Source organism: Pseudofrankia sp. EUN1h (assembly GCF_001854645.1).
Taxonomy (GTDB): Bacteria; Actinomycetota; Actinomycetes; order Frankiales; family Frankiaceae; genus Pseudofrankia; species Pseudofrankia saprophytica.
In genome coordinates, this window is the sequence record NZ_MBLN01000002.1 from 390085 (window position 1) to 406298 (window position 16214).

General features: G+C 68.5%; 25 protein-coding genes. All 25 read left to right on the forward strand.

The genetic code is table 11. The features are described 5' to 3' along the window. The gene (gene fusA / locus BCD49_RS02345; RefSeq protein ID WP_071041058.1) at window positions 1–2094 is read left to right on the forward strand and encodes an elongation factor G; all 2094 of its coding nucleotides are present in this window, start codon (window positions 1–3) and stop codon (window positions 2092–2094) included. A gap of 123 nt (window positions 2095–2217) precedes the next feature. Then, window positions 2218–3411, forward strand: a complete 1194-nt coding sequence (gene tuf / locus BCD49_RS02350) for an elongation factor Tu (protein ID WP_007514813.1) — start codon at window positions 2218–2220, stop codon at window positions 3409–3411. 240 nt (window positions 3412–3651) lie between these two features. Then, window positions 3652–3960, forward strand: a complete 309-nt coding sequence (rpsJ, locus tag BCD49_RS02355; protein WP_007514815.1) for a 30S ribosomal protein S10 — start codon at window positions 3652–3654, stop codon at window positions 3958–3960. Window positions 3961–3976: 16 nt separating this feature from the next. Further along, the gene (rplC, locus tag BCD49_RS02360) at window positions 3977–4675 is read left to right on the forward strand and encodes a 50S ribosomal protein L3 (RefSeq protein WP_007514816.1); all 699 of its coding nucleotides are present in this window, start codon (window positions 3977–3979) and stop codon (window positions 4673–4675) included. Beyond that, a complete protein-coding gene (rplD, locus tag BCD49_RS02365; RefSeq protein WP_007514818.1) occupies window positions 4672–5364 on the forward strand; it encodes a 50S ribosomal protein L4 in 693 nt (230 codons plus the stop codon). The genes rplC and rplD overlap by 4 nt, the downstream gene beginning before the upstream one ends. Continuing rightward, window positions 5361–5657 carry a 50S ribosomal protein L23 gene (rplW, locus tag BCD49_RS02370; protein WP_007514820.1) on the forward strand — a complete coding sequence of 99 codons (297 nt, stop codon included), beginning with the start codon at window positions 5361–5363 and terminating at the stop codon, window positions 5655–5657. The genes rplD and rplW overlap by 4 nt, the downstream gene beginning before the upstream one ends. 18 nt (window positions 5658–5675) lie before the next feature. Continuing rightward, the gene (rplB, locus tag BCD49_RS02375) at window positions 5676–6509 is read left to right on the forward strand and encodes a 50S ribosomal protein L2 (RefSeq protein WP_007514822.1); all 834 of its coding nucleotides are present in this window, start codon (window positions 5676–5678) and stop codon (window positions 6507–6509) included. An 87-nt stretch (window positions 6510–6596) separates the two neighbouring features. Next, a complete protein-coding gene (gene rpsS / locus BCD49_RS02380; protein ID WP_007514823.1) occupies window positions 6597–6878 on the forward strand; it encodes a 30S ribosomal protein S19 in 282 nt (93 codons plus the stop codon). Continuing rightward, window positions 6871–7281: a 50S ribosomal protein L22 gene (rplV, locus tag BCD49_RS02385; RefSeq protein ID WP_007514825.1), complete on the forward strand. Its 411-nt coding sequence runs from the start codon at window positions 6871–6873 to the stop codon at window positions 7279–7281. The genes rpsS and rplV overlap by 8 nt, the downstream gene beginning before the upstream one ends. Next, on the forward strand, window positions 7281–8279 hold the full coding sequence (rpsC, locus tag BCD49_RS02390; RefSeq protein ID WP_007514826.1) for a 30S ribosomal protein S3: 999 nt from the start codon (window positions 7281–7283) through the stop codon (window positions 8277–8279). The genes rplV and rpsC overlap by 1 nt, the downstream gene beginning before the upstream one ends. Window positions 8280–8283: 4 nt before the next feature. After that, the gene (gene rplP, locus BCD49_RS02395; RefSeq protein WP_007514827.1) at window positions 8284–8700 is read left to right on the forward strand and encodes a 50S ribosomal protein L16; all 417 of its coding nucleotides are present in this window, start codon (window positions 8284–8286) and stop codon (window positions 8698–8700) included. Beyond that, complete coding sequence (gene rpmC / locus BCD49_RS02400) at window positions 8700–8942, forward strand: 50S ribosomal protein L29 (RefSeq protein WP_007514828.1); 243 nt, start codon at window positions 8700–8702, stop codon at window positions 8940–8942. The genes rplP and rpmC overlap by 1 nt, the downstream gene beginning before the upstream one ends. Next, the gene (rpsQ, locus tag BCD49_RS02405) at window positions 8939–9244 is read left to right on the forward strand and encodes a 30S ribosomal protein S17 (RefSeq protein WP_027140160.1); all 306 of its coding nucleotides are present in this window, start codon (window positions 8939–8941) and stop codon (window positions 9242–9244) included. The genes rpmC and rpsQ overlap by 4 nt, the downstream gene beginning before the upstream one ends. Window positions 9245–9372: 128 nt before the next feature. Beyond that, the gene (rplN, locus tag BCD49_RS02410; RefSeq protein ID WP_007514830.1) at window positions 9373–9741 is read left to right on the forward strand and encodes a 50S ribosomal protein L14; all 369 of its coding nucleotides are present in this window, start codon (window positions 9373–9375) and stop codon (window positions 9739–9741) included. A 12-nt stretch (window positions 9742–9753) separates the two neighbouring features. Then, complete coding sequence (gene rplX / locus BCD49_RS02415) at window positions 9754–10071, forward strand: 50S ribosomal protein L24 (protein ID WP_027140159.1); 318 nt, start codon at window positions 9754–9756, stop codon at window positions 10069–10071. 9 nt (window positions 10072–10080) lie between these two features. Further along, a complete protein-coding gene (gene rplE / locus BCD49_RS02420) occupies window positions 10081–10650 on the forward strand; it encodes a 50S ribosomal protein L5 (protein WP_007514832.1) in 570 nt (189 codons plus the stop codon). Between the two features lie 4 nt (window positions 10651–10654). Then, entirely contained in the window at window positions 10655–10840 is a 186-nt protein-coding gene (locus BCD49_RS02425) for a type Z 30S ribosomal protein S14 (protein WP_006539145.1), read from the forward strand. Window positions 10841–10955: 115 nt separating this feature from the next. Then, window positions 10956–11363 (forward strand): 30S ribosomal protein S8, encoded by a 408-nt coding sequence (gene rpsH / locus BCD49_RS02430; RefSeq protein ID WP_007514834.1) that lies wholly within the window; start codon window positions 10956–10958, stop codon window positions 11361–11363. A gap of 12 nt (window positions 11364–11375) precedes the next feature. Beyond that, a complete protein-coding gene (gene rplF, locus BCD49_RS02435; RefSeq protein WP_007514835.1) occupies window positions 11376–11912 on the forward strand; it encodes a 50S ribosomal protein L6 in 537 nt (178 codons plus the stop codon). Window positions 11913–11922: 10 nt separating this feature from the next. Next, window positions 11923–12297, forward strand: coding sequence for a 50S ribosomal protein L18 (gene rplR / locus BCD49_RS02440; RefSeq protein WP_007514836.1), 375 nt, complete (start codon window positions 11923–11925; stop codon window positions 12295–12297). A gap of 28 nt (window positions 12298–12325) precedes the next feature. Continuing rightward, a complete protein-coding gene (gene rpsE, locus BCD49_RS02445; RefSeq protein ID WP_007514837.1) occupies window positions 12326–12937 on the forward strand; it encodes a 30S ribosomal protein S5 in 612 nt (203 codons plus the stop codon). Next, window positions 12937–13119: a 50S ribosomal protein L30 gene (gene rpmD / locus BCD49_RS02450; RefSeq protein WP_007514838.1), complete on the forward strand. Its 183-nt coding sequence runs from the start codon at window positions 12937–12939 to the stop codon at window positions 13117–13119. The genes rpsE and rpmD overlap by 1 nt, the downstream gene beginning before the upstream one ends. Before the next feature lie 2 nt (window positions 13120–13121). Further along, window positions 13122–13628 carry a 50S ribosomal protein L15 gene (rplO, locus tag BCD49_RS02455; RefSeq protein ID WP_071041059.1) on the forward strand — a complete coding sequence of 169 codons (507 nt, stop codon included), beginning with the start codon at window positions 13122–13124 and terminating at the stop codon, window positions 13626–13628. 263 nt (window positions 13629–13891) lie between these two features. After that, window positions 13892–15184 (forward strand): preprotein translocase subunit SecY, encoded by a 1293-nt coding sequence (gene secY, locus BCD49_RS02460; RefSeq protein ID WP_007514840.1) that lies wholly within the window; start codon window positions 13892–13894, stop codon window positions 15182–15184. Continuing rightward, on the forward strand, window positions 15184–15837 hold the full coding sequence (locus BCD49_RS02465; RefSeq protein WP_007514841.1) for an adenylate kinase: 654 nt from the start codon (window positions 15184–15186) through the stop codon (window positions 15835–15837). Before secY ends, BCD49_RS02465 begins: the two co-directional genes overlap by 1 nt. The last annotated feature ends 377 nt before the right edge of the window (window positions 15838–16214 follow it).

The following is a 16214-nucleotide window of genomic DNA, read 5'->3' on the forward strand; positions in this document are numbered from 1 at the left end:
ATGGCTGACGTACGTGCCACCCTGGCCACGACCCGCAACATCGGGATCATGGCCCACATCGACGCGGGCAAGACCACCACCACCGAGCGCATCCTTTACTACACCGGTGTGAACTACAAGATCGGTGAAGTGCACGACGGCGGCGCCACGATGGACTGGATGGAGYAGGAGCAGGAGCGGGGGATCACCATCACCTCCGCCGCCACCACCTGCATCTGGCGCGACCACACCATCAACATCATCGACACCCCCGGCCACGTCGACTTCACCGTCGAGGTGGAGCGGTCGCTGCGGGTGCTCGACGGTGCGGTGGCGGTCTTCGACGCGGTTGCCGGCGTGGAGCCGCAGAGCGAGACGGTGTGGCGCCAGGCTGACCGGTACAACGTGCCGCGGATCGCGTTCGTCAACAAGATGGACCGCGTCGGCGCGGAGTTCCACCGCTGCGTGGAGATGATGATCGACCGGCTCGACGCGACGCCGGCCGTCATCCAGCTCCCGTGGGGCGTCGAGTCCGACTTCAAGGGCGTCATCGACCTGGTCCGGATGAAGGGCCTGATCTGGCACTCCGAGGACAAGGGCGCCTCCTACGACGTCGTCGACATCCCGCGCGACCACGAGGAAGCCGCGCAGGAATGGCGCGACAAGCTCCTCGAGACCGTCGCCGAGAATGACGACGACCTCATGGAGAAGTACCTCGAGGGCACGGAGCCCACCGTCGAGGAACTGCTCGCGGCGATCCGGCGGGCCACCCTCACCGGTGCGATCAACCCGGTCATGTGCGGCACGGCGTTCAAGAACAAGGGCGTGCAGCCCATGCTCGACGCYGTCGTCGACTTCCTGCCCAGCCCGACCGACGTCGGCAAGACCGTCGGTCACAAGCCGGGCAACGAAGAGGTCGAGGTCGTCCGCGAGGCCAGCGAGGACGAGCCGTTCTCCGCGCTCGCCTTCAAGATCATGTCTGACCCGTACGTCGGCAAGCTGACCTACATCCGGGTGTACTCCGGCAAGCTCTCGTCCGGTTCCGCGGTGCTCAACTCCACCAAGGACCGCAAGGAGCGGATCGGCCGCATCCTGCAGATGCACGCCAACCACCGGGAGGACCGGGACGGCGTCGGCGCAGGTCAGATCGTCGCGGTCGTCGGGCTGAAGAACACCACCACCGGTGACACCCTCTGCGACCCGAACGCGCCGGTCGTGCTGGAGTCGATGACATTCCCGGCTCCGGTCATCCACGTCGCGATCGAGCCGAAGACGAAGGCCGACCAGCAGAAGCTGGGCACCGCGATCCAGCGGCTCGCCGAGGAGGACCCGACCTTCCAGGTCCGCACCGACGAGGAGACCGGTCAGACGGTCATCTCGGGCATGGGCGAGCTGCACCTCGAGGTGCTGGTCGACCGGATGAAGCGCGAGTACAGCGTCGACGCCAACGTCGGCCGCCCGCAGGTCGCGTACCGGGAGACCATCCGCCGGAAGGTCGAGAAGGTCGACTACACCCACAAGAAGCAGACCGGTGGTTCCGGCCAGTACGCGCGGGTGATCATCAGCCTGGAGCCTTCCGGCGGTGACGGCGGTGGCTACGAGTTCCAGAACAAGGTCACCGGCGGCCGCATCCCGAAGGAGTACATCCCGAGCGTCGACGCGGGCTGCCAGGAGGCCATGGAGTTCGGCGTGCTCGCCGGCTACCCGCTGGTCGACGTGAAGGTCACCCTGCTGGACGGCCAGTACCACGAGGTCGACTCCTCCGAGCTCGCCTTCAAGATCGCCGGTTCGATGGCGTTCAAGGACGCGGCACGGAAGGCCGACCCGGTGCTGCTCGAGCCGATGATGTCCGTCGAGGTCACCTCCCCCGAGGACTACATGGGTGAGGTCATCGGCGACCTGAACTCGCGGCGCGGGCAGATCCAGGCGATGGACGAGCGCGGCGGCTCCCGGATCATCCGGGCGCTGGTGCCACTGTCGGAGATGTTCGGCTACGTCGGCGACCTGCGGTCGAAGACCTCGGGCCGGGCGAACTACTCCATGCAGTTCGACTCCTACGCCGAAGTCCCCAACAACGTAGCTAAGGACATCATCGCGAAGGCCCGCGGGGAGTAATACCCGCCCGGGGCCCAGCGGTCCCCGGATCTCCGCGCCAGCGGAGGCCCGGGGGCACGGTCCCCCCGGACCCCGAACAAGACGATCTACAGCAAGACACCACCCGTCCTTGGAGGGACACCCGTGGCGAAGCAGAAGTTCGAGCGGACCAAACCGCACGTCAACATTGGCACCATCGGTCACATCGACCATGGCAAGACCACGCTGACGGCGGCGATCACCAAGGTCCTGCACGACGCCCACCCGGACCTGAACCCGTTCACCCCGTTCGACCAGATCGACAAGGCGCCCGAGGAGAAGGCCCGCGGTATCACCATCTCCATCGCGCACGTCGAGTACCAGACGGACGCCCGGCACTACGCGCACGTGGACTGCCCGGGTCACGCCGACTACATCAAGAACATGATCACCGGTGCCGCCCAGATGGACGGGGCGATCCTGGTCGTGTCGGCGACCGACGGCCCGATGCCCCAGACGAAGGAGCACGTGCTGCTCGCTCGTCAGGTCGGCGTGCCGTACATCGTCGTCGCCCTGAACAAGGCCGACATGGTCGACGACGAGGAGATCCTGGAGCTCGTCGAGCTCGAGGTCCGCGAGCTGCTCAGCCAGTACGAGTTCCCGGGTGACGACGTTCCCGTCATCCGCGTCTCCGCCCTGAAGGCCCTCGAGGGCGACAAGGAGTGGGGCGCGAAGCTCCTCGAGCTGATGGCCGCGGTCGACGAGTCGATCCCCGAGCCGGTCCGCGACATCGAGAAGCCGTTCCTCATGCCGATCGAGGACGTCTTCACGATCACCGGTCGTGGCACCGTCGTCACCGGTCGAGTCGAGCGCGGCATCGTCAAGGTGTCGGAGACCGTCGAGATCGTCGGCATCAAGAACGAGACCCAGACCACCACGGTCACGGGTGTCGAGATGTTCCGCAAGCTGCTCGACCAGGGCCAGGCCGGTGACAACGTCGGTCTGCTCCTGCGCGGCATCAAGCGTGAGGACGTCGAGCGCGGCCAGGTCGTCGTGAAGCCGAAGAGCATCACGCCGCACACCGTGTTCGAGGCCCGGGTCTACATCCTGAACAAGGATGAGGGCGGCCGCCACACGCCGTTCTTCAACAACTACCGGCCGCAGTTCTACTTCCGGACGACCGACGTGACCGGCGTCGTGACCCTCCCCGAGGGCACCGAGATGGTCATGCCGGGCGACAACACCGAGATGGTGGTCGAGCTGATCCAGCCGATCGCCATGGAGGAGGGCCTGCGGTTCGCCATCCGTGAGGGTGGCCGCACCGTCGGCGCCGGCCAGGTCCTGAAGGTCGTCAAGTAGTTCCAAGGGGGGCGGCGTGGGCCGGGCGTCATTGGCGCCAGGCCCCGCCGCCCGCCGCTGGCTATCAGCACGACCGCCAGTCGGGGGGTTTCGGCCCCGCGGCTGGTATGCGGCCCTGAACCCGGAGCGCCCGGGGGATGGGCAGAGAAGAAGCGGTAACGCCCGGCGACTGGTGAAAGCCCAGATAGCCCGGTCGCGGTACCCCGGGTGACGAGACAGACAGGACAGGCGAAGCCCACCATGGCGGCACAGAAGATCCGCATCCGGCTCAAGGCCTATGACCACGAGGTCATCGACAGCTCGGCGCGCAAGATCGTCGAGACCGTGACCCGGACCGGGGCGCAGGTCGCGGGTCCGGTGCCGCTGCCGACGGAGAAGAACATTTACTGCGTCATCCGGTCGCCGCACAAGTACAAGGACAGCCGCGAGCACTTTGAGATGCGGACGCACAAGCGGCTTATCGACATCCTTGACCCGACGCCGAAGACGGTCGACTCGCTGATGCGCCTCGACCTCCCCGCCGGTGTCGACATCGAGATCAAGCTGTAAGGGGCCGGGCGCAGCCATGCTCAACCGAAACTACCGAGGGATCCTGGGCACCAAGCTCGGGATGACCCAGGTCTGGGACGCGCAGAATCGCGTCGTACCGATCACCGTGATCGAGGCTGGTCCGAACGTGGTCACCCAGGTGAAGACCCCGGACACCGACGGCTACTCGGCTGTCCAGCTCGGCTACGGCGAGATCGACCCCCGCAAGGTCAACAAGCCGGCCCGGGGACACTTCGGCGTCGCCGGCGTGACTCCGCGCCGCCACCTGGCCGAGCTGCGGACCGCCGACGCGGGCAACTACACCGCCGGCCTTGAGCTCGACAGCTCCGTCTTCGAGGCTGGCCAGGTCGTCGACGTCACCGGCACGTCCAAGGGCAAGGGCTTCGCAGGTGTCATGAAGCGGCACGGCTTCAAGGGCCTGGGCGCCGGTCACGGCGTCGAGCGCAAGCACCGCTCGCCGGGTTCGGTCGGTGGCTGCGCCACCCCGGGCCGGGTCTTCAAGGGCCTGCGGATGGCCGGTCGGATGGGCAACGTGCGGGTGACCGTCGCCGGCCTGACCGTGCACGCGGTCGACGCCGAGCGGGGCCTGCTGCTGATCAAGGGCGCCGTCCCCGGTGTGGATGGCGGGCTGGTCTTCGTGCGCAGCGCGGCGAAGCGGCCGGCTCCGGCCGACTTCCAGCCGGCGGACGCTCAGAAGGCTGAGGTGTCGGCATGACCACGACGTTCCGCAAGGCCGACGCCGGCGAGACGCGCACCGTGACGGTGCACGCGCTGGCCGGCGGCGAGGCCGGTACCGCCGAGCTTCCCGGCGAGATCTTCGACGTGCAGGTGAACGTCCCGCTGATCCACCAGGTCGTGGTGGCCCAGCAGGCCGCGGCCCGTCAGGGCACCCACGACACGAAGACCCGTGGCGAGGTTCGCGGCGGTGGCAAGAAGCCGTACCGGCAGAAGGGCACCGGTCGCGCCCGGCAGGGCTCGACGCGCGCGCCGCAGTTCGCCGGCGGTGGCACCGTGCACGGCCCGACGCCGCGCAACTACGAGCAGCGGACCCCGAAGAAGATGAAGGCCGCCGCGCTGCGCGGCGCCCTGTCGGACCGGGCCCGCGCCAACCGGGTGCATGTCGTCTCCTCGCTGGCCGAGGGCGAGACCCCGTCGACCAAGGCGGCGATCACCGCGCTGAGCACGCTCGCCAGCAGCCGGCACGTGCTCGTCGTGGCCGAGCGCATCGACGAGCTGACCTGGAAGAGCCTGCGCAACGTCCCGGCGGTGCACCTGCTCGACCCGGGCCAGCTCAACACCTATGACGTGCTGATCAGTGACGACGTCGTGTTCACCGAGGCCGCGCTCGCCGCGTTCGTCGGCCGCGGCAAGACGGCGGACGGCGCCGAGGAGGCGGACCAGTGATCCCCGACCCGCGCGACATCATCCTCAAGCCGGTCGTCTCGGAGAAGAGCTACGGCCTGCTGGACGAGAACGTGTACACGTTCATCGTCCGCCCAGACGCGAACAAGACCCAGATCAAGATCGCGGTCCAGCAGATCTTCAACGTCCGGGTGCTGAGCGTCAACACCATCAACCGGCCTGGCAAGCGCAAGCGGACCAAGTACGGCTGGGGCCAGCGCAAGGCCACCAAGCGGGCCATGGTCAGCCTGGCCCCCGGGGACTCCATCGAGATCTTCGGTGGCCCGGGCGCGTAACGGAGAGCTGGATTAGTCATGGGAATTCGTCGTTACAAGCCCACCACCCCGGGCCGCCGCGGTTCGAGTGTCTCCGACTTCGTCGAGATCACTCGTGACCATCCGGAGAAGTCGCTGGTCCGCCCCCTGCACTCCAAGGGCGGCCGCAACGCGCACGGCCGGATCACCACTCGTCACCAGGGTGGCGGCCACAAGCGCGCCTACCGGTTGATCGACTTCCGCCGGGACAAGGACGGCGTGCCGGCCAAGGTCGCGCACATCGAGTACGACCCGAACCGCACCGCCCGGATCGCGCTGCTGCACTACGCGGACGGCGAGAAGCGCTACATCGTCGCCCCGGTGAAGCTCAAGCAGGGCGACGTGGTCAGCTCGGGTGTCGGCGCGGACATCAAGCCGGGCAACGCCCTGCCGCTGCGCAACATCCCGACGGGTACCGTCATCCACAACGTCGAGCTGCGGCCCGGCGGCGGGGCGAAGATCGCCCGCAGCGCCGGCGCGAGCGTGCAGCTGGTCGCCAAGGACGGGCCGTACGCCCAGCTGCGGATGCCCTCCGGGGAGATGCGCAGGGTGGACGTCCGCTGCCGCGCGACCGTCGGCGAGGTCGGCAACGCGGAGCAGAGCAACATCAACTGGGGCAAGGCCGGCCGCATGCGCTGGAAGGGCCGCCGTCCCACCGTCCGTGGTGTGGCCATGAACCCGGTCGACCACCCGCACGGCGGTGGTGAGGGCAAGACCTCCGGTGGCCGTCATCCGGTCAACCCGAAGGGCAAGCCGGAGGGCCGCACGCGGGCCACCCGCAAGGCCAGCGACAAGCTGATCGTCAGCAGCCGCAAGAAGGCGAAGCGCCGATGAGCACGGTGACCGCGGCCCAGGCCGCATCCAGCCACCGCGCCGGCGTTCCCGCCGGGAATCACCGCTGAGCAGGGAGGAGGAGACACAATGCCACGCAGCCTGAAGAAGGGCCCGTTCGTCGACGACCACCTGCTCAAGAAGGTGGACGTGCAGAACGAGAAGGGCACCAAGCACGTCATCAAGACGTGGTCACGCCGCTCGACCATCATTCCGGACATGCTGGGCCACACCATCGCGGTGCACGACGGCCGCAAGCACGTGCCGGTGTTCGTCACGGAGGGCATGGTCGGTCACAAGCTCGGAGAGTTCGCCCCGACGCGGACCTTCCGCGGCCACGTGAAGGAAGACCGGAGGTCGCGCCGTGGCTGACGACCTCGTCGACGGCCTCACCCGCGCCGGCCTGCCCGGCGCCAAGGCCACGGCCCGCTACGTGCGGATCTCGCCGACCAAGGCCCGCCGGGTCGTCGACCTGGTCCGCGGCCGGTCCGCGCAGGAGGCGCTCGACATCCTCACCTTCGCGCCGCAGTCCGCCAGCACCGACGTCTACAAGGTCGTGCGCAGCGCCATCGCGAACGCGGAGAACAACCACGGCCTCGACCCGAGCACGCTGTTCGTCGGCGAGGCGTACGTGGACGAAGGCCCGACGCTCAAGCGGATCCGCCCTCGGGCGCAGGGCCGCGCCTACCGCATCCGCAAGCGGACCAGCCACATCACGATCGTGGTTGAAAGCGTTGCGCCCGCGGAGGATGCCACGAACAGGAGGGCCCGGTAGTGGGGCAGAAGGTCAACCCGCACGGGTTCCGGCTCGGCATCACGTCGGAGTTCACGTCGCGCTGGTACGCCGACAAGCAGTACAAGGCGTACGTCGGTGAGGACGTCAAGATCCGCAAGATGATGTCCAAGGGCATGGAGCGGGCCGGCATCAGCCGGGTCGACATCGAGCGGACCCAGGGACGCCTGCGCGTCGACATCCACACCGCCCGGCCGGGCATCGTCATCGGCCGCCGCGGCGCGGAGGCCGACCGTATCCGCGGCGACCTGGAGAAGCTGACCGGCAAGCAGGTCCAGCTCAACATCCTCGAGGTCAAGAACCCCGAGGTGGACGCGCAGCTCGTCGCGCAGGGCGTGGCCGAGCAGCTGTCCAGCCGGGTCAGCTTCCGCCGGGCGATGCGCAAGGCGATGCAGACCGCGATGAAGGGCGGCGCGAAGGGCATCCGGGTGCAGTGCTCCGGACGCCTGGGCGGCGCCGAGATGAGCCGGTCGGAGTTCTACCGCGAGGGTCGCGTGCCGCTRCACACCCTGCGGGCCGACATCGACTACGGCTTCTACGAGGCACGCACGACCTTCGGYCGTATCGGCGTGAAGGTCTGGATCTACAAGGGCGACGTGGTGCAGAGCCGCGCCGAGCGCGAGGCCCAGGAGGCGCTGACGCGCCAGCACCGGCGTGAGCGTCCGACGCGTCGCGGTCCGCGGTCCGGCTCGTCCGGCACGACGGCGGGCGGCACCGAGGCAGGTCGCGCGGCCGCCGAGCGGCAGCGCGGCGAGCGCCGGGGCCGGGGCGGCAGTGGCGGTGGCGGTGGCGGTGGCGGCGAGCAGGCCGCGACCGAGACGCCGACTACGCCCGAGACGACCCCCGCCGGGCCTGAGGCTACGGCCGCGCCGGAGCCGACGCCCGCCGTGGCGCCGGAGCCGACCGCCGCCGCGGTCACCCCGGACGCGTCGCCGGCACCGGCCGCTGAGTCGGCCGCGCCGGAGAAGGCGGAGGAGTAGGACAATGCTGATTCCCCGTAAGGTCGCGCACCGCAAGCAGCACCACCCGAGGCGGACCGGTGCGGCCAAGGGCGGGACCTCGATCGCGTTCGGCGAGTACGCGATCCAGGCGCTGGAGCCGGCGTACGTGACCAACCGGCAGATCGAGTCGGCTCGTATCGCTATGACCCGGCACATCCGCCGTGGCGGCAAGGTCTGGATCAACATCTACCCGGACCGCCCGCTGACCAAGAAGCCGGCCGAGACCCGGATGGGTTCCGGCAAGGGTTCGCCCGAGTGGTGGATCGCCAACGTCAAGCCCGGCCGGATCATGTTCGAGCTGTCCGGTGTCGCCGAGCCGGTGGCCCGCGAGGCCATGCGCCGCGCGATCCACAAGCTCCCGATGAAGTGCCGGTTCGTGACCCGTGAAGGTGGTGCGTGATGGCTACCGCCACCAGCGCGGACGATCTGCGCGCGCTGTCCGGCGATGACCTCGTGGACAAGCTCCGCGAGGCCAAGGAGGAGCTGTTCAACCTCCGGTTCCAGAACGCGACCGGCCAGCTCTCCAACAACCGGCGGCTGCGGGCCGTCCGGCGTGACATCGCCAAGATCTACACGGTGATGCGTGAGCGCGAGCTCGGCCTGACCGTCGACCCGAGCCTTGCCGACGAGACAGCGGAGTGAGCGCAGTGGCAGACGAGAGCACCAACGAGCCCGGCGGCGCGGACAGCGCCTCCAGGGGCTTCCGCAAGGTCCGTGAGGGCCTCGTGGTCAGCGACAAGATGCAGAAGACGGTCGTCGTGGCGGTGGAGGACAGGGTGCAGCACCCGCTCTACGGCAAGACGATCCGCCGGACGAAGAAGGTCAAGGCACACGACGAGGAAAGCGCGTGTGGCGTCGGCGACCGGGTGCTCCTGATGGAGACTCGGCCGCTGTCGGCCACCAAGCGCTGGCGCGTCGTCCGCGTGCTGGAGAAGGCCAAGTAGTAACAGGCGGTGCCGGAGGCTCCGTCGCGATCGGCGGCGGAGCGTCCGGCAGGATGGCGAAGCCTCCCGGTCGCGGCGGGCTTCAACGGTGATAAGGAAATTCGCCGCAAGCGGGTCAGGAGCTTGAAGTGATTCAGCAGGAGACGCGCCTGAGGGTCGCCGACAACACGGGCGCGCGGGAGATCCTGTGCATCCGGGTGCTCGGCGGTTCGGGTCGTCGGTACGCGGGGATCGGCGACATCATCGTCGGCACGGTGAAGGACGCCTTGCCCGGCGCCGGCGTGAAGCGCGGCGACGTGGTGAAGGCGGTCGTGGTGCGCACCGCCAAGGAGCGCAGGCGGCCGGACGGCTCCTACATCCGGTTCGACGAGAACGCCGCCGTGCTCATCCGGGACGGTGGGGACCCGCGAGGCACCCGCATCTTCGGGCCGGTCGGCCGCGAGCTGCGGGACAAGAAGTTCATGAAGATCATTTCGTTGGCACCGGAGGTGCTGTAGACCGTGGCCGGTTTGAAGATCAAGAAGGGCGACACGGTCCAGGTCATCTCCGGCAAGGACCGCGGCCTGAAGGGGAAGGTCATTCGGGCCATCCCCGCGGAGAACAAGGTGGTCGTGGAGGGCGCGAACCGGGTCACCCGGCACACCCGCGTCCAGACCACGACCCGTGGCTCGCAGTCGGGTGGCATCGTCACCCAGGAGGCTCCGATCCACGTCAGCAACGTGGCGATCGTGGACCCGACCGACGGCAAGCCGACCCGCGTCGGATACAAGATCAACGATGACGGTACCAAGGTGCGCATTTCGCGGCGCACGGGTGCCGAGCTGTAGGGGCGACTAATGACTGTGACTACTGAGGCGCCCGCGCTGCCGCGGCTCAAGCAGCGCTACCGCGAGGAGATCTCGCCGGCGCTGCGTGAGCAGTTCGGCTACGCGAACGTCATGCAGACCCCTGGCGTCGTGAAGGTTGTCGTCAACATGGGCGTCGGCGACGCGGCTCGCGACGCCAAGCTCATCGACGGCGCGCTGCGCGACCTGGCCGCCATCACCGGGCAGAAGCCGGCGGTGCGCCGGGCTACGAAGTCCATCGCCCAGTTCAAGCTGCGCGAGGGCATGCCGATCGGCGCGAAGGTGACGCTGCGCGGCGACCGGATGTGGGAGTTCCTCGACCGGCTCGTGACGATCGCGCTGCCCCGCATCCGCGACTTCCGCGGCCTGTCGCCCAAGCAGTTCGACGGGCGCGGCAACTACACGTTCGGTGTGACCGAGCAGTCGATCTTCCACGAGATCGACATCGACAGGATCGACCGGGTGCGCGGTATGGACATCACGGTCGTCACCACCGCCACCACTGACGACGAGGGCCGGGCGCTCCTGCGCGCGCTGGGCTTCCCGTTCAGGGAGAACTAGAAGCATGGCGAAGAAGGCGCTAGTCGAGAAGGCCGCTCGCAAGCCGAAGTACGCGGTCCGTGGCTACACCCGCTGCCAGCGGTGTGGCCGTCCGCGTTCGGTCTACCGGGTGTTCGGGCTCTGCCGGGTGTGTCTGCGGCAGATGGCGCACCGGGGCGAGCTCCCGGGCGTGACCAAGAGCAGCTGGTAAGATCATTTCGGGCTTTCGGGGCTCTCTTCGAAGGTCTGCTCAGTAACACCACCCATCGCGGTAGGCCCGGCACCCAGCAGGGGCGCGGGAACCCCCGTGAGGAAGGCGTCACCTCATGACGATGACCGATCCGATTGCGGACATGCTCACGCGCGTCCGCAATGCCAACCGGGCGTACCACGACCGGGTGGTGATGCCACACAGCAAGATCAAGGTGCACATCGCCGAGATCCTGCAGCAGGAGGGCTACATCCTCGGCTGGCACGTCGAGGAGCCCGAGAACGACGGGCCTGGCAAGAACCTCGTTGTCGACCTGAAGTACGGCCCCAACCGGGAGCGCTCGATCGCGGGTGTGAAGCGCATCAGCAAGCCCGGCCTGCGGGTGTACGCGAAGTCGACGAACCTGCCGAAGGTGCTCGGCGGCCTGGGCGTGGCGATCATCTCCACGTCCACGGGGCTGCTGACCGACCGACAGGCGGGTAAGCGGCGCGTGGGCGGCGAAGTCCTCGCCTTCATCTGGTAGGGGGACGCCGACATGTCACGCATCGGCCGTCTGCCGATTGAGGTGCCGAGTGGCGTCGAGGTGTCCCTCGACGGCCAGCACGTCACCGTCAAGGGCCCCAAGGGCACCCTTTCGCACACCATCGCCGAGCCGATCACGGTCGCCCAGGAAGAGGGCAAGATCGTGATCAGCCGTCCCAACGACGAGCGCAACTCGCGCGCGCTGCACGGCCTGACCCGGACGCTGGTCTCCAACATGGTCATCGGTGTCACCACCGGGTACTCGAAGACCCTGGAGATCGTCGGCGTCGGCTACCGTGTCCAGGCCAGGGGCTCAGACCTGGAGTTCGCGCTCGGTTACAGCCACCCGGTGCCGGTCAAGGCCCCGGAGGGTATTCGGTTCGAGGTCCAGGCCCCGACCCGCTTCGTCGTGCATGGCATCGACAAGCAGTTGGTCGGCGAGGTCTCGGCCAAGATCCGTGGCCTGCGCAAGCCCGACCCGTACAAGGGCAAGGGCGTGCGATACCAGGGCGAGGTCGTCCGCCGCAAGGTCGGGAAGACCGGGAAGTAGGAGATAGATCATGGCTGTGAGCCTCACCGCCAGCGCTCGGCGCCGGACCGCGCGGCTGCGCCGGCACGTCCGGGTGCGCAAGCGTGTCTCCGGCACCCCGGTTCGTCCACGCCTCGTCGTCAGCCGTTCCTCGCGGCATATCTATGCCCAGGTCATCGACGACGTCGCCGGCCACACCCTGGCCTCCGCCTCCACGCTCGACGTCTCGCTGCGCGGCGCCGAAGGCGACAAGACCGCGCTCGCTCGCGAGGTCGGCAAGCTCATAGCCGAGCGCGCGAAGGCCGCCGGGCTGTCCGCCGTGGTGTTCGACCGCGGTGGGCGTACCTACCACGGCCGAATCGCGGCGCTCGCCGACGCGGCCCGCGAGACGGGGCTGGACTTCTGATGGGTTCTACTAAGGGGATGTTCTAGAGATGCCAGGGCAGCAGCGCCGTGGCGGCGGCGCCGGCGGCGGCTCCGACCGCCGCGAGCGCAGAGACCGCTCGGGAGGCGGCCAGGCGCAGGAGAAGACCGCCTACGTCGAGCGCGTCGTCGCGATCAACCGGGTAGCCAAGGTCGTCAAGGGTGGCCGCCGGTTCAGCTTCACCGCGCTCGTCGTGGTCGGAGACGCGGACGGCACCGTCGGCGTCGGCTACGGGAAGGCCAAGGAGGTGCCCGCGGCGATCGCCAAGGGCGTCGAGGAGGCCAAGAAGCACTTCTTCAAGGTCCCGCGGATCGGGGCGACGATTCCGCACCCGATCCAGGGCGAGGCGGCCGCCGGCGTCGTGCTGCTCAAGCCGGCGTCCCCGGGTACCGGCGTCATCGCCGGTGGTCCGGTGCGCGCGGTGCTGGAGTGCGCCGGCGTGCACGACGTGCTGTCGAAGTCGCTCGGCTCGTCCAACCCGATCAACATCGTGCACGCGACCGTGGCCGCGCTGCGTGGGCTGACCCGTCCCGAGGAGATCGCGGCTCGCCGCGGCCTGCCGCTCGAGGACGTGGCCCCGCCGGCGATGCTGCGAGCCCGGGCCGCGGCGGCTGGTGCGTGATGGCCTCCCTGTTCATCACCCAGGTGAAGTCCGAGATCGGCGGCACCCATAACCAGCGGGCGACGCTGAGGACCCTCGGCCTGCGGAAGATCAGGGCGACCACCACGCGTGAGGACACCCCGCAGGTTCGTGGCATGATCAGGACCGTGGCGCACCTCGTCACGGTTGAGGAAGTGAACTGAAGATGGCGGAACTGACCAAGGACKCCACCGCCGAAGGCACGACGGCGGCCAGCGGTGGCGAGCGCGGTCGCGCGCTCAAGATCCACCACCTGCGGCCGGCTCCCGGCGCGAACCGGCCCAAGATGCGGGTCGGGCGCGGTGAGGGGTCGAAGGGCAAGACCGCCGGTCGCGGTACCAAGGGCTCCAAGGCCCGCAAGCAGGTCCCGGCCACCTTCGAGGGTGGCCAGATGCCCCTGCACATGCGGGTGCCGAAGCTCAAGGGCTTCAAGAACCGCTTCCGCGTCGAGTACCAGGTGGTGAACGTCGCCACCCTCGCGGAGCTGTTCCCCCAGGGCGGCGACGTGACCGTCGAGGCGCTCGTCGGCGCGGGCGCGGTTCGCAAGAACACGCTCGTGAAGGTGCTGGGCGACGGCGAGCTCGACGTCGCGCTGCGGGTGAGCGCGCATGCGTTCTCCGGCTCCGCGCGCGAGAAGATCGCCGCGGCCGGCGGGAGCGTCACCGAAGTGTGAGTTGGGGGACGGGCGTGCACACGCTCGTCCCCTTTCGGTGGACACTGGGCTTGCGCGCCGACTTATCCTCGCCGCGCCGGTCGCCCGGTGAACCGGAAGGACCACGGACACCCGACAGGCGTTGGCCGATGTCATGTCGGGACTCGTGGGCCTCCGGTGCTGTTACAGTCGGCTCACGGCGTCTGGACGATCCATCGGATACCCGCCACGCGGACCCAGGCGCCGTAGCTGTTCGCGTCCTTCCCCCCCCGGCAGGAGGAGCCGTGCTCACCGCCTTCACGCGGGCCTTCCGCACGCCGGACCTGCGCAAGAAGCTGCTGTTCACGTTCGGGATCGTGATTCTGTTCCGGATCGGCAGCGTCATGCCGTCGCCGGGCGTGTCGACCAGGGCCGTGAACACCTGCCTGAGCACGGCGAGTACGGGCGCGAGCAACGTCTACTCGTTGATCAACCTGTTCAGCGGTGGCGCGCTACTGCAGCTGTCGATCTTCGCGCTGGGCATCATGCCCTACATCACCTCGAGCATCATCCTTCAGCTGCTCGTCGTGGTCATTCCGCGGCTGGAGCAGCTCAAGAAGGAAGGCAGCGCGGGTGAACAGAAGATCACCCAGTACACGCGCTACCTGACCATCGCGCTTGGCATCCTGCAGGCGACCGGCATCGTGGCGCTGGCCCGTAGCGGCCGGCTGTTCCCCGGCTGCGACGCGGCCGTCATCCCGGACACCAGCCTGTTCCGGATCGCCACCATGGTCATCACGATGACCGCCGGCGTCGGTGTGATCATGTGGCTCGGTGAGCTGATCACGGCCCGCGGCATCGGCAACGGCATGTCGCTGCTGATCTTCACCTCGATCGCGGCGCGGCTGCCCTCGCAGGGCACCGCCATCCTCCAGGTCGCCGGCGGCGTCGTCTTCACCCTGGTCTGCCTGCTGGGCCTCGCGATCGTGGTCTTCGTCATCTTCGTCGAGCAGTCCCAGCGACGCATCCCGGTGCAGTACGCCAAGCGGCTCATCGGTCGACGCATGTACGGCGGGACCTCGACCTACCTGCCGATCAAGGTGAACCAGGCCGGCATCATCCCGGTCATCTTCGCCTCCTCGCTGCTGCAGCTTCCGCAGCTGGTCGGCCAGGTGTGGAACAACCAGTCCTTCCAGGACTTCGAGTCTCGTTACCTCTCTCGAGGGGACCATCCGCTCTACCTGGCGGCCTACGGCCTGCTCATCATCTTCTTCACGTACTTCTACGTCGCGATCACGTTCAATCCGACCGAGGTCTCCGACAACATGAAGAAGTACGGCGGTTTCATCCCGGGTATCCGGCCCGGCCGGCCGACGGCCGAGTACCTGGATCATGTCCTCTCCCGGATCACCCTGCCGGGCTCGTTGTTCCTGGGGGTGATCACCGTTCTACCGCTCGCGTTGCTGAACCTGACGAAGGACCAGCCCTTCCCCTTCGCAGGGACGTCGGTGCTGATCATGGTGGGGGTGGGACTGGAGACCGTGAAGCAGATCGAGAGCCAGCTCATGCTCCGCAACTATGAAGGCTTCCTCCGGTAGTGCGCCTCGTACTGGTCGGACCACCGGGAGCAGGTAAGGGTACGCAGGCCGCGTTCATCGCCACGGCGCGGTCGATCCCCAAGATCTCCACCGGTGATATCTTCCGTGCGAACGTCCGAGAAGGCACGGAGCTGGGTGTCGCGGCGAAGCGCTACATGGACGCCGGCGACCTCGTACCCGACGAGATCACGATCAGCATGGTCCGCAACCGTCTGGCCGAGGACGACGCCGTCAAGGGCTTCCTGCTCGATGGGTTCCCGCGCAACGTCCCCCAGGCCGAGGTGCTCGGCGGGATGCTCGACACCATGGGCACTCAGCTGGACGTGGTGCTCGAGCTCGTCGTCGATGACGACGAGGTCGTCCGCCGGCTGTCCGGGCGACGCACGTGCCGCTCGTGCGGGCACATCTGGCACGTCGACTTCGACCCGCCGACCGTCGAGGACGTCTGCGACCGGTGCAACGGCGAACTGTTCCAGCGCGACGACGACCTCCCCGAGACGGTTCGGCACCGCCTCGAGGTCTATGCCGAGCAGACGTCCCCGCTCGTGGCCTACTACGCGGAGCGCGGGGTGCTGATCGGTATCGACGCCACCGGCCCGGTCGACAACGTCACCGAGCGGGCTCTGGACGCGCTGCGTCACCACGGCGCCTAAGGCGGACGGGGGCGCCAGGGCGTGCGCCCGAGGTGCCCGAGGTGTTCGCCTGAGGGAGGTCTCGCGTCCCCCATCGCCTGATCCGGCCTGGCATGGACGGGCCGTCCTTGATCCATGTCCTGGTCGCGCGCCTCCTTTTGGGCCGATGCGGCGCGGTAGACAAGATCTACTCGGCGCCCTGCTGGGTGTGGCGGGCTATGGTCTTCTGAACAGGCCGCATCGCGTGACGGGACGGACCGGGTAGAACGTGCCGAAACATCCGGGCCCGGCGCGAGGTTCCCGCTGGGTGGGCTTACGGTCGGGTTGCTGAGCACGTCGGGTGCTGGGCAGCTCGGGCGTTGATGGCCATCGCTGCGCGAGCGGGTCGGCGGGGGCAG